Origin of the sequence: Novosphingobium nitrogenifigens DSM 19370, assembly GCF_000192575.1 — a bacterium.
Lineage (GTDB): Bacteria > Pseudomonadota > Alphaproteobacteria > Sphingomonadales > Sphingomonadaceae > Novosphingobium > Novosphingobium nitrogenifigens.
In genome coordinates this window covers 498780-511503 of the sequence record NZ_GL876926.1, presented here as the reverse complement: position 1 = coordinate 511503, position 12724 = coordinate 498780, and the positions used below count along the sequence as shown (strand labels likewise).

At 63.8% G+C, this 12724-nt stretch carries 12 protein-coding genes; 5 read left to right on the top strand and 7 right to left on the bottom strand.

Annotated elements, in window-relative coordinates; all coding sequences use genetic code 11:
• Positions 1-104: 104 nt before the first annotated feature.
• The 5 genes from queA to Y88_RS02635 all read right to left on the bottom strand — a co-directional run bounded on the left by queA (position 105) and on the right by Y88_RS02635 (position 3795).
• Positions 105-1133 carry a tRNA preQ1(34) S-adenosylmethionine ribosyltransferase-isomerase QueA gene (queA, locus tag Y88_RS02655; RefSeq protein ID WP_008066012.1) on the bottom strand — a complete coding sequence of 343 codons (1029 nt, stop codon included), beginning with the start codon at positions 1131-1133 and terminating at the stop codon, positions 105-107.
• A gap of 35 nt (positions 1134-1168) precedes the next feature.
• Positions 1169-1879 (bottom strand): peptidylprolyl isomerase, encoded by a 711-nt coding sequence (locus Y88_RS02650; RefSeq protein WP_008066011.1) that lies wholly within the window; start codon positions 1877-1879, stop codon positions 1169-1171.
• Between the two features lie 148 nt (positions 1880-2027).
• The gene (gene coaD, locus Y88_RS02645; protein WP_008066009.1) at positions 2028-2567 is read right to left on the bottom strand and encodes a pantetheine-phosphate adenylyltransferase; all 540 of its coding nucleotides are present in this window, start codon (positions 2565-2567) and stop codon (positions 2028-2030) included.
• A 62-nt stretch (positions 2568-2629) separates the two neighbouring features.
• Positions 2630-3547: a polyprenyl synthetase family protein gene (locus Y88_RS02640; RefSeq protein ID WP_008066007.1), complete on the bottom strand. Its 918-nt coding sequence runs from the start codon at positions 3545-3547 to the stop codon at positions 2630-2632.
• On the bottom strand, positions 3544-3795 hold the full coding sequence (locus Y88_RS02635; protein ID WP_026166754.1) for an exodeoxyribonuclease VII small subunit: 252 nt from the start codon (positions 3793-3795) through the stop codon (positions 3544-3546). Before Y88_RS02635 ends, Y88_RS02640 begins: the two co-directional genes overlap by 4 nt.
• A 151-nt stretch (positions 3796-3946) precedes the next feature.
• Between Y88_RS02635 and purL the strand changes: the two genes are divergently transcribed.
• Positions 3947-6130: a phosphoribosylformylglycinamidine synthase subunit PurL gene (gene purL / locus Y88_RS02630; protein ID WP_008066001.1), complete on the top strand. Its 2184-nt coding sequence runs from the start codon at positions 3947-3949 to the stop codon at positions 6128-6130.
• Between the two features lie 59 nt (positions 6131-6189).
• Here purL and Y88_RS02625 read toward each other — a convergent pair whose 3' ends face one another.
• Together Y88_RS02625 and serB are read right to left on the bottom strand one after the other, a co-directional pair.
• Positions 6190-7026 carry a Coq4 family protein gene (locus Y88_RS02625; RefSeq protein ID WP_008065999.1) on the bottom strand — a complete coding sequence of 279 codons (837 nt, stop codon included), beginning with the start codon at positions 7024-7026 and terminating at the stop codon, positions 6190-6192.
• Positions 7027-7078: 52 nt separating this feature from the next.
• Positions 7079-7963, bottom strand: a complete 885-nt coding sequence (gene serB / locus Y88_RS02620) for a phosphoserine phosphatase SerB (RefSeq protein ID WP_008065997.1) — start codon at positions 7961-7963, stop codon at positions 7079-7081.
• On the opposite strand from serB, the gene miaA reads away from it, so the two are divergent.
• From miaA to ilvC, 4 genes are all read left to right on the top strand, one after another.
• On the top strand, positions 7956-8936 hold the full coding sequence (miaA, locus tag Y88_RS02615; protein WP_008065995.1) for a tRNA (adenosine(37)-N6)-dimethylallyltransferase MiaA: 981 nt from the start codon (positions 7956-7958) through the stop codon (positions 8934-8936). The two genes, serB and miaA, sit on opposite strands and share 8 nt — an antisense overlap.
• Before the next feature lie 283 nt (positions 8937-9219).
• A complete protein-coding gene (ilvB, locus tag Y88_RS02610) occupies positions 9220-10968 on the top strand; it encodes a biosynthetic-type acetolactate synthase large subunit (protein WP_008065993.1) in 1749 nt (582 codons plus the stop codon).
• 17 nt (positions 10969-10985) lie between these two features.
• Positions 10986-11504 carry an acetolactate synthase small subunit gene (gene ilvN / locus Y88_RS02605; protein ID WP_008065992.1) on the top strand — a complete coding sequence of 173 codons (519 nt, stop codon included), beginning with the start codon at positions 10986-10988 and terminating at the stop codon, positions 11502-11504.
• Between the two features lie 58 nt (positions 11505-11562).
• Positions 11563-12582, top strand: a complete 1020-nt coding sequence (gene ilvC / locus Y88_RS02600) for a ketol-acid reductoisomerase (RefSeq protein ID WP_008065990.1) — start codon at positions 11563-11565, stop codon at positions 12580-12582.
• Positions 12583-12724 lie beyond the last annotated feature (142 nt).

Below are 12724 nucleotides of genomic sequence, written 5' to 3'. Positions count from 1 at the left end.
TAACCCCATGATTTTTGCCGGCCGCCGGATTTGCGGCGCGGTCCCCATCATGTCCTGCGGCTAGCCGCGCGGGGTTTCAGGTTTGTTGCAATTAATACCGGTTTTCAGGAGAGCAGCAGACTCGCGTCGCCATAGCTGTAGAACCTGTATCCCTCGCGGATCGCATGGGCATAGGCTTCCTGCATCCGGTCGAGCCCCATCAGAGCCGAAACCAGCATGAACAGCGTCGACTTGGGCAAATGGAAATTGGTCATCAGCCCGTCGATGGCGCGGAAGGTGTAACCCGGGGTAATGAAGATCGAGGTGTCCCCGGCAAAGGGACGGATGACCCGGTCCTCTCCCGCCGCGCTTTCGAGCAGACGCAGGCTGGTGGTGCCGACCGCGATCACGCGCCCGCCGCCAGCACGCACGGCATTGAGGCGATCGGCCGTTTCCTGCTCGATCCGGCCCCATTCGGGATGCATGGCATGGTCGCTGGTATCCTCGGCCTTGACCGGAAGGAACGTGCCCGCCCCCACATGAAGCGTCAGCGTCTCGTGCCCGATCCCGGCGTCGGCCAAAGCCTCGAGTAGACCGGGCGTGAAATGCAGAGCTGCTGTCGGAGCCGCCACTGCGCCGTCACGGGCGGCGAACATCGTCTGGTAATCCTGACGGTCAGCGGCATCGGTCGGACGCTTGCTCGCGATATAGGGCGGCAAAGGCATGCGCCCGGCCCGTTCGAGCAGGATCTCGACCGGCTCGTCCCCCTGGAAGGCCAGAGTCCAGCTGCCGTCGGGGTGGCGCACTTCAGCAAGCGCCATCACCCCTTCACCGAAGTCGATCGTGTCGCCGGGAGAAAGCCGTTTTCCGTTGCGCACAAAGGCCTGCCAGCGGCGAAGATCCTCGCGCTTGTGCAAGGTGGCCCCGATCCGGGCCTGTCCCCGCATGCCTTCGAGTTGCGCAGGAATGACGCGCGTGTCGTTGAAAACGAGCACGTCGCCCTTGCGCAGCAGGCCGGGCAGATCGCGCACATGCAGATCGCCGAGCGCCCCCTTGCCCGGAACATGCAGAAGCCGCGCGGAATCGCGCGGGCGCGCCGGACGCAGGGCTATGCGTTCGGGCGGCAGGTCGAAATCGAAAAGGTCAACGCGCATGAATCAGACAAGAATTCGGCAAAACGAGTGCCGCCTTATTGGGATCGCGAATGGTTGAGCATGTCGCTGGTGATCGGCGCGGCCGAAACCGGAGCCGCGTCTGCAGCGGGCGGAGCCTTGTGATCCGCCGCGATCGAGGCTTGCACGATCTTGGTCGGATGCTGCGGCGGCTCACCCCGGACGATGCGGTCGACCGCATCCATGCCCGAAATCACGCGACCGAAATTGGTGTATTTGTGGTCGAGCGCGGTGCGGGGATAGAACACGATGAAGAACTGGCTGTTGGCCGAGTTCGGATCGTCGGTCCGCGCCATCGACACGGTGCCGCGCCCGTGGGGCACATCGTTGAATTCCGCGTCGAGGTCGGGCAGCTTCGACCCGCCCTGTCCGGTTCCCGTCGGGTCCCCGGTCTGGGCCATGAAGCCGTCGATCACGCGGTGAAAGATGATCCCGTCGTAGAACCCCTGCCGCGCCAGCGTCTTGATCCGCTCGACATGATGGGGCGCCCATTGCGGCATCAACCGGATCGCGACGCGACCGCCATTCGAGAGATAGAGGACGAGCACGTTTTCGGGATCGTGGCTCTCGTCCGCATCGATCGCATAGGGGATCGTGGAGGAAGCCGTGAGACGGTCGATCTTGATCGGCTTGACCTCTTCCTTGCTGGGGTCCCTTTGCTGGGCAAGGACCGGCGTGGCCGCAAGCGAGGCACCAAGCGCAAGGGCGGCAAGAACACGCAAACGCATCAAGGAGTTTCCTGTCGATAGTCTCAACCCAGCGCGGATAGGGCACCGCTGCTGAGCCTGCAATGAACATTTGCCGGAATGCCCGCGCCCTTTCACAAGGGCAGCCCCGGCCCCACGCCGGGGGATACGATCCAAAGTCGGGACGCGCTCAATAGTCGCCGAGGCGCCCCTGCATCTCGATCCGCTCCACCACATCGTCGCGGACTTTGTCAGTGACGAAATGGCTGATGTCGCCACCGAACTGGGCGATTTCCTTGACCAGCTTCGACGCGATCGGCTGAAGACTGACATCGGCCATCAGGAACACCGTCTCGATCCGGTTGTTCAACTGCTGGTTCATGCCCGCCATCTGATATTCGTATTCGAAGTCGGCGACGGCCCGCAGCCCCCTTATGATCACGCTCGCCCCCTGCTTTTCTGCGAACTTCATGAGCAGGGCGTTGAAGCCGACCACTTCGACATTCTCGATCCCTTGCTCTGCCACTTCGCGCGTGACCATGGCGATCCGCTCTTCAGGCGTGAACAGGGGGTCCTTGGACGGGTTGGTCGTCACCCCGATGATCAACCGGTCGACGAGCTTGGCCCCGCGCCGGATGATATCGAGATGACCGAGAGTGATGGGGTCGAAAGTTCCGGGGTAAACCCCGATACGCTGCCGTTGTCCTGCCACGCTTTTCAGCCTTTCCATCCCCTTGACGGCCCGCCCCCTTGTCGCGGAGGCTGTGACCCTGGGCCGTAGAGAGCGTTCCCTTAGCGGTCACGCTCCACGATATAACGAGCGACTGCCCGCAAAAGCTCGGCTTCCTCACCATAGGAGTTGAGGAATTCGATCGCCTGATCGACGAGGACCCGGGCCTGCGAGCGTGCGCGGTCGATGCCGAGCAGCGAAACGAAGGTTTCCTTGCCTGCCTCGGCGTCCTTGCGCAGGGCCTTGCCCGCCGCTTCCTCGTCGCCTTCGGCATCGAGGAGGTCATCGACGATCTGGAACGCCAGACCGATGTTGCGGGCATAGCCGCGCAAATGCGTGCGGCCTTCGGGCGGAACGTGCCCGAGGATCGCACCCATTTCGACGGCCGCCGCCAGCAGGGCGCCGGTCTTGAGCTGCTGCAAACGGGTCACGGTCGCGAGATCGAACGAGGCGGTTTCAGCCGCGATGTCCATCATCTGCCCGCCGACCATGCCGTTGATGCCGCTGGCATGGGCCAGCGTGCGCACGAGTTCGATGCGAACGAAAGGATCGCCGACAAGGTCCGGATCGGAAAGGATTTCGAACGCCAGCGCCTGCAACGCGTCACCGGCCAGAACGGCCGTTGCATCGTCATAGGCAAGATGCACCGTCGGCTTGCCGTGGCGCAGCGAATCGTTGTCCATGCACGGCATGTCGTCGTGGATCAGCGAATAGACGTGAATCGATTCGAGCGCGGTCCCGACGCGTACCGCAACGGACCGGTCCACTCCGAACAGGCTCGCGACGGCCGTCACCAGCAAGGGGCGCAGACGCTTGCCACCGCCGATCGCGGAATAACGCATCGCTTCGTAAAGACGCGCGCGCGGATCCTCGGGAACCGGCAGCGTAGCATCGAAGCAGGCGTCAACTTCCTGCTGAATGCGCACGAGGGCGTCCTTGAGCAGGGAATCGGGGCGTTGGTTGGTCACGGTATCGCTCATGCCTGGTTCTCGTCGAAAGTGCGGGTTCCGGTCGCGCGGCCATCGCGATCGGCGACAATCGCCTCGATCCGTGCCTGGGCCGCGTCGAGGCGGGCCTGGCAATGCGCGCGCAGGGCATCGCCCTTCGCATAAAGTTCGATCGATTCGTCCAGAGGCGCCTCACCGCTTTCGAGGCGACGCACCACGTCTTCGAGAGCCTTGAGCGCTTCCTCGAAAGAGAGCGCGCTGATTTCGGATTGGGTTGTCATCGGGGCGACCATTGACGGGCCGCGCGCAAAGGGTCAAGCCCGCTGCCCGGACGCAAGGCTTCGCTGCGGGCAAACCACACCCCACAAACAAGCGCTCGACGATAAAAAACCGGGTGCCGCTTTGCCGCGTGATAGTCTAGAGGCGCTGGCCATGTCTGCCATCACGCCCGAAACCGTCGCCGCCCACGGTCTGACCGAGGAAGAATATGCCCGCGTGCTCCACGCACTCGGACGCGAGCCGAACCTTGTCGAGCTCGGCATCTTCTCGGTGATGTGGTCCGAACACTGTTCGTACAAGTCGAGCCGTGTTCACCTGAAGAAACTGCCGACGCAGGCCCCCTGGGTCATCTGCGGTCCGGGCGAGAACGCGGGTGTCATCGACATCGGCGACGGACAGGCCGCCATCTTCAAGATGGAAAGCCACAACCACCCCAGCTACATCGAACCCTACCAGGGCGCAGCGACCGGGGTCGGCGGTATTCTGCGCGACGTCTTCACCATGGGCGCCCGGCCGGTCGCCAACATGAACGCCCTGCGCTTCGGCCGCCCCGACCACCCCAAGATGAAGCATCTCGTCCAGGGCGTCGTCGCCGGGATCGGCGGTTACGGCAACTGCGTGGGCGTGCCCACCGTCGGCGGGGAAACCAATTTCCACAAGGCCTATGACGGCAACATCCTGGTCAACGCGATGACCGTGGGCGTCGCCGACACCGACCGCATTTTCTATTCGGCTGCAACGGGCCTCGGCAATCCGATCGTCTATGTCGGGTCCAAGACCGGCCGCGACGGCATTCACGGCGCAACCATGGCCAGCGCCGATTTCGACGACAAGAGCGACGAAAAGCGCCCGACCGTGCAGGTCGGCGACCCCTTCACCGAAAAGCTCCTGATCGAAGCCTGCCTCGAACTGATGGCAACCGACGCGATCGTCGCCATTCAGGACATGGGCGCGGCCGGCCTGACTTCCAGTTCGGTCGAAATGGCGAGCAAGGGCGGCGCGGGCATCCGTCTCGACATGAACAAGGTGCCCTGTCGCGAAACCGGCATGACGCCCTATGAAATGATGCTTTCGGAAAGCCAGGAGCGCATGCTCATGGTCCTCAAGCCCGGCAAGGAGCCGATGGCAGAGGCGATTTTCCGCAAATGGGAACTCGACTTCGCGGTCATCGGCGAAGTCACCGACACCGGCCGCATGGTGCTCGAATGGAACGGCGAGGTCGTTTGCGACATTCCGCTCGACCCGCTCGCCGACGAAGCGCCGCTGTATGAACGCCCGCACCTTTCGCTCGACGACTACAAGGTCTGGGCTGCGGTCAAGCCGCTCGGCGAAGTGCCTGCGAGCGAGGATCTCTCGGCCGATCTTCTCAGCCTGATCGGCAGCCCCGACCTTGCCAATCGCCGCTGGATCTTCGAACAGTACGACAGTCAGGTCGGCGCCGACACCCTGCAGAAGTCGGGTGGCGACGCGGCCGTCGTACGCGTTCACGGGTCGCAAAAGGCGCTCGCGATCAGCACCGACTGCACCCCGCGCTATTGCTATGCCGACCCCTATGAAGGCGGGAAGCAGGCGGTCGCGGAAACCTGGCGGAACATCTGCGCGGTCGGCGCGACGCCGCTCGCGATTACCAACTGCCTCAACTTCGCCAACCCGCAGCGCCCGGAAATCATGGCCCAGATCGTCGAAGCCCTGCGCGGGATGGGCGATGCCTGCCGTGCGCTCGACTATCCGATCGTGTCGGGCAACGTCTCGCTCTACAACGAATCGAAGGCGACCGGCGGCGGCAGCGCGATCCTTCCGACTCCGGCCATCGGCGGTGTCGGCCTGATGATCGACCACGAAAAGATGGCGACCATTCCCTTCAAGGCCGAAGGCGAAACGATCTGGCTGATCGGCGGAATGCCCGGCCATCTGGGGCAGTCGCTGTGGCTGCGCGAAGCCCATGGCCGTGAAGACGGCAACCCGCCGCCCGTCGATCTCGACGCCGAACGCCGCAACGGCGAATTCGTGCGCCAGTTGATCGCCGACGGCAGCGTCACTGCCGTTCACGACATTTCCGACGGCGGCCTGCTGGTCGCGCTTGCCGAAATGGCCATGTCCAGCGGCATCGGTTGTTCGGTCGAAGGCATTGCCGACGCCGCGACCGCCTTTGGTGAAGACCAGGGCCGCTATATCGTGACCACCCCGGCCGGCGTCGAACTGTCGGCCTCGGGCGTCTCGGTGCAGCGCCTCGGCGTGACCGGCGGCAGCGCGATCAAGGGTGCGGGAACGACTGTGTCCGTCGCCGCGCTCAAGGAACGCAACGAAGCGTTCTTCCGCGACTGGATGGAAGCCTGATCAGAAAGAGGGAGCCGCGACCGCGCGGCTCCCTCTTTCCGAAACTTCCCCATGAAGGCTCAGGCAGCCTGAGGCAATGCGCCCGAATCGCCGCCGGACAGATCGCGTCCGAGCAAATTGTAGGGATCGATTCCCATCCCCTTCCAGATCGCATGGGCACGCCGATACTGCATCGGCGGCGCGATCTTCAGACGGCGACGCACGTCCTCGATCGGCAAGGGCAGGAGATCGCCGATCGCCTGTTCGCACAAGCGCGGACATCCCTGCCCCGACTTGTGCGCCTCACGAACCGCACGCAGCACGGGCGCCGGACTTGCCACCGTCTTCCTGATGTTGAACGCGGCCATATAGCCGATGAACAAGTGTGCGGGGCTCGGCTGCTGCCCATAAGTGAACGCCAGCACGCATGCTTCGCCAAGCGCATCGCGCCCATAGCCGGTCAGGACATGCAGCAAGTCGTGCACGTCACGCACCCGGTTGAGGTACCATTGGAACCGGTCGTGGAACGGCGGCTTGCCTTTGGCGAATTTGGCGAATTCATCCGCCAGCCCTTGCGCGGTCAGCCCTTCGCTTTCCATGAAATCGCAATAGGCATGGGCAAGAGACCCCGGCGCCATGCGCCGCAAGGCCGCGTGATCGTCGAGCAGCGCCGGGAGGAACGGCTCCCGCCCGGACAAGTAGCGCCCCTGCGGACTGAGCAGAAAACGAGTCGCCGCGCCGCGCATCCCGCTCCACGGCAGAGCCTCGAAAATCGGAAAGACTTCCTCGGTCCGCTCCTTGTCCTTCAACAGGCGGCGAAAATGATGAAGCGCCTTGCCCGGGCGCATGCGCAGCACCGGGCGACGGTCATCGAACAAGGGCAAGTCGGCAAAGGGTAGGTCGGTTGCGGCGGTCATGACGGATCAACCTCTTGAACCGCCGCAACTTACATTGATGTAAGCAGATTCGTCAATCGCGGACCCAACGATCCTGCGGCACGCCGTAAAGATCGAGAATCGCAGTCAAATCGCCGCGATCGATGCGACCGTCAGCCGCCGCGCGGGCCTTTGCCTTGGCACGATAGGCAATCCCGTGAGTCGCCGCAACAATCATGGGAATGTCATTGGCGCCGTCACCGGTCGCAAGACTCACGGTCCCCTCGCCCAGACGCGCGACTTCTTCCAGCAGTACCGCGCGCTTGACCGAGCTGTCGACGATGTCGCCGATCACATGGCCGGTCAGGACGCCGCCTTCAACCGCAAGCCGGTTGCCGACCACGCGATCGAAGCCCAGCGCTGCCGCGACGGTGTCGGCAAAAGAGTGGAAGCCCCCCGTCACGAGCACGGTATGGGCGCCCAGCGATTTGAGCGTGCGCACCAGCGTCGCGGCACCGGGCATCGGGCGAATGCGTTCATCGAGACACTGCTCGATCGCCCCGGCCGAAAGCCCCTGCAAGAGACCGACCCGCTCGCGCAAGGCGGCAGCGAAATCGAGCTCACCCTGCATCGCGCGTTCGGTGATCTCGGCAATCTGCGCCTTGATCCCGGCGAAATCGGCGAGTTCATCGATGCATTCCTGCCCGATCATGGTCGAATCCATGTCCGAGATGAACAGCCCGGGCAACGTGATCGGCCCATTGGAAATCAGCAGGTCGGAATCGGGGAAATGCGCGTCGAGAATGCCGCGAACGGTCTCGGCATCGCTCTCGGCCACTTCGAGTTCGAGCACGTCGGGATTGGAATCGAGCATTCCGGCGCCGGTCACTTCGCCGCCTTTCTCCTCGATTTCCTCCATGGCGAGCGCAAGCCGGTCACCAAGCGTTTCCGTGTCTGCTATCAGGCGGGCAATGAGCACCGAATATTCCCCAGATCAAAATGGCCTGCACGCACGCGCACAGGGGCCGAAGCCGCGGCTCGCGCTCATCGCAGGGCCGACCGCCAGCGGCAAGAGCGATCTTGCCGTCCGCCTCGCTCTTGCCGAGCGCAGGCGAGGGCGAGAGGCCGTCGTCATCAACGCCGACAGCGCCCAAGTCTATGCAGACCTTGCGATATTGAGCGCCCGCCCGACCGATGCGGACATGCACGACATTCCCCATCGCCTGTTCGGCGCCTGGGACGGCGCGCAATCATGCTCGGCAGCCGATTGGGCCGACGCGGCACGACGCGAAATCGCCGCCGCCCACGCCATGGGCGCGCTCCCCATCCTTGTCGGCGGCACGGGCCTTTATATCCGCACGCTTCTCGACGGGATCGCGCCGATCCCCGCAATCGATCCCGCCATTCGCGACGCGGTCCGCGCGATGCCGGTCGCGCAGGCGTGGGAAGCCCTGCAAGGCGAAGATCCCGAACGGGCCGCACGCCTCGCGCCCGCAGACAGCACCCGTATCGCGCGGGCACTCGAAGTGGTCCGATCAACCGGGCGCCCCCTCGCCGCATGGCAGGCCGAGCGCGAAGGCGGGATCGGCGACAGCGTCGACCTTTCGTCCGTGGTGCTGATGCCCGAACGGACATGGCTTTACGCCCGGTGCGACCGCCGCTTTGCCGCGATGTGGTCGGATGGGGCGATCGAGGAAGTGCGTGCCTTGCTGGCACGACGACTCGAACCGGACCTGCCGGTCATGCGGGCGATCGGCGTGCGCGAAATCGCCGCCTTTCTCGCCGGAGAGACTTCTGCCGAATCGGCAATCGCATCCGGGCAACAGGCGACGCGCAACTATGCCAAACGCCAATACACCTGGTTGCGCCATCAGATGCCGGAAAGCTGGCCTCGCCTTTCGCACGAAGATTACGCCAAAAACGACCGCATGGAAATATTGTTTCACATTTAGCCGCTTGACATGCATGTTTATGTCACGTAGCACGCCTCTCAATTGCCCGGACAGGCCTTTGCGCCGGTTCGGGTGCCCGAGAGGGAGAGACGGCCCGGCGCTGCAACCGCGTGCGCCGGGCCGAAATATTTGGCTCTGCCGCCATGCGGACAGAGTCGGATCGCCCCTGCCTTGGGTGGAAACAATTGGCGTCGTTCCCGTTGCGTCGCCGTGGATTTTCACTGTTTTTCGCCAGCGGATGCGGCTATCGCCCCGCCTTCGCCTGAATTGAGGAATCTTGCCCGTGACTACCGAGCGCAGCGGCGCTGAAATCCTGGTCGAAAGCCTTGTCGCCAAGGGCGTCGAATTCGTGTTCGGCTATCCCGGCGGCGCGGTGCTGCCGATCTACGACGCGCTGTTCGGCGATGAACGCCTTCGCCACATTCTGGTCCGCCACGAAGCGGGCGCCGCCCATGCCGCCGAAGGCTATGCGCGCGCGACCGGAAAGCCCGGCGTCGTTCTCGTCACCTCAGGCCCGGGCGCGACCAATGCGGTCACCGGCATTGCCGATGCGTTCATGGATTCGATCCCCATGGTCGTCATCACCGGGCAGGTTCCGACCGGCCTCATCGGCACCGATGCGTTCCAGGAAGCCGACACCGTCGGCATCACCCGTCACTGCACCAAGCACAACTACCTGGTGAAGGACGCGTCCGAACTCGCCGCCGTCATCGACGAGGCGTTCCATATCGCGACCTCGGGTCGTCCCGGCCCGGTCGTCGTCGACATCCCCAAGGATGTCCAGATCGCGAGCGCCCACTGGACCGGCCACGCCCCGCAGCGTCGCACCCGCTATGCGCCGCAGACCGCAGGCAGCGCCGAAGACATCGCAACCGCCATCGACATGATCGCGAAAGCCAAGACTCCGGTTTTCTACACCGGCGGCGGGGTCATCAATGCCGGACCGGAAGCCAGCCGTCTGCTGCGCGATTTCCAGAAGCTGATCGGCGCGCCGGTCACTTCGACCCTGATGGGCCTCGGCGCGTTTCCGGCCGGCGATCGGGCGTGGCTGGGCATGCTCGGCATGCACGGCACGTTCGAAGCCAACATGGCGATGAACAAGGCCGACCTCATCATCGCGCTCGGCGCCCGCTTCGATGACCGCGTCACCGGTCGTCTCGATGCGTTCGCCCCCAACAGCCTGAAGATCCACGTCGACATCGACCGCGCCTCGATCAACAAGACCGTCCGCGTCGACCTGCCGATCATCGGTGACTGCGGAATTGTTCTCGAACAGCTGATCGAGGCATGGCTGGAAGCGGGCCACGCCAAGGCCGATCTCACCGAGTGGTATGCCCGCATCGATGGCTGGCGTGCGCGCCAGAGCCTGGCCTATCCTTCGCGCGGCAAGGAAATCATGCCGCAAAAGGCAATCGAGCGCCTTTACGAGATGACCCGCGACCGCGAACCGGTCATCAGCACCGAAGTCGGGCAGCACCAGATGTGGGCGGCCCAGCACTTCCATTTCGCCAATCCCAACAAGTGGCTGACTTCGGGCGGCCTTGGCACCATGGGCTATGGCCTGCCTGCCGCAATCGGCGCACAGGCCGGGTGCCCGGATGCACTGGTCATCGACATTGCCGGTGACGCCTCGATCCAGATGAACATCCAGGAACTGGGCACCGCGACGCAGTACCGCCTGCCGGTCAAGGTCTTCGTGCTCAACAACGAATGGATGGGCATGGTTCGTCAGTGGCAGGAGCTGACTTACGAAAGCCGCTATTCCAATTCCTATTCCGACAGCCTTCCCGACTTCGTGAAGCTGGCGGAAGCCTATGGCTGGAAAGGCATTCGCATCACCTCGCTCGACGAACTCGACGCCGGGATCCAGGCCATGATCGATCATCCCGGCCCGGTCTTCGTCGACTGCCTGGTGGTCAAGGAAGCCAACTGCTTCCCGATGATTCCCTCGGGCGCGGCGCATACCGAAATGATCCTCTACGGCGACGAAGTTGCCGGAACGATGGACGACGACGCCAAGGCGCTGGTCTGAAAGGTTGGAATAGAGCCATGAGCACCCCTCTCGCCGAGGCGCAGGAGCGCCACGTCCTGACTTTGACTGTCGATAACGAGGCAGGCATCCTGGCCAAGATCGCGGGCCTGTTCACCGCGCGCGGCTACAACATCGACAGCCTGACCGTGGCCGACATCACCGACGACCACGATGTCAGCCGCATCACCATCGTCACCCACGGTCCGCCCTCGATCATCGACCAGATCCGCGCCCAGCTCGAACGGTTGGTGCCGGTGCACAAGGTCGTCGATCTCACCGAAATGGGCCCCTACATCGAGCGCGAACTGGCGCTGATCAAGGTCGTCGGCACCGGCAACAGCCGTGTCGAGGCCCTGCGCGTCGCGGAAATCTTCCGTGCCAAGGTCGTCGACACGACGACCTCCAGCTTCGTGTTCGAACTGACCGGCGCGCCGGACAAGATCGACACTTTCGTCGCGTTGATGAAAGAGCTCGGCCTTGTCGAAGTGGGCCGCACCGGGGTTGTGGGCATGGTGCGCGGCAACAAGGCCGCCTGACCCAAACTCATCACATGATTTCAAGACCTTAAACGAACCATTCAAGAACGGATCCGACATGAAGGTTTACTACGACGCCGACGCCGATCTCAACCTGATCACCGGGAAGAAGGTCGCCATCCTGGGCTATGGCAGCCAGGGCCACGCCCACGCGCAGAACCTGCGCGATTCGGGCGTCAAGGAAGTGGCGATCGCGCTGCGTCCCGGTTCGGCCAGCGCCGCCAAGGCTGAAGGCGCCGGTTTCAAGGTCATGGCGAACGCCGAAGCCGCTGCCTGGGCCGACGTTCTCATGATTCTCGCGCCCGACGAACATCAGGCCGCGATCTATGCCGACGACATCCACGCCAACCTGCGCCCCGGCGCGGCGCTGGCCTTCGCACACGGCCTCAACGTTCACTTCGGCCTGATCGAACCGCGCGCCGACGTCGACGTGATCATGATCGCGCCCAAGGGCCCGGGCCACACCGTTCGCGGTGAATACGTGAAGGGCGGCGGGGTGCCCTGCCTCATCGCCATCGCGCAGGACGCGACCGGCAATGCCCACGACATCGCCCTTGCCTATGCTTCGGGTGTCGGCGGCGGCCGTTCGGGTATCATCGAAACCAACTTCAAGGAAGAGTGCGAAACCGACCTGTTCGGCGAACAAGCCGTTCTTTGCGGCGGCCTGACCCACCTCATCCAGGCTGGTTTCGAAACCCTGGTCGAAGCCGGTTACGCGCCGGAAATGGCCTATTTCGAATGCCTCCACGAAGTGAAGCTGATCGTCGACCTGATGTATGAAGGCGGCATCGCCAACATGCGCTACTCGATCTCGAACACGGCCGAATACGGTGACATCACCACTGGTCCGCGCCTGATCACCGCCGAAACCAAGGCGGAAATGAAGCGCGTCCTCGAAGACATCCAGGCCGGTCGCTTCGTCAAGAACTTCGTGCTCGACAACCGCGCTGGCCAGCCCGAGCTGAAGGCTGCCCGCAAGGCTGCCGCTGCGCACCCGATCGAACAGACCGGCGCTCGCCTGCGTGCGATGATGCCCTGGATCGGTGCGAACCAGCTGGTCGACAAGGCCAAGAACTGATCCTTTTTGCCCCGGGTTTTTCCCGGGGGATCAGGACCAGACGGAAAACCCCTCCCCTCCCGGGAGGGGTTTTTCTTTTGCGAGGCCCCCGCGTCCAAGAAATATCCCGCCAATTGAACGAGGCGCGCGTATTCAATCTGGA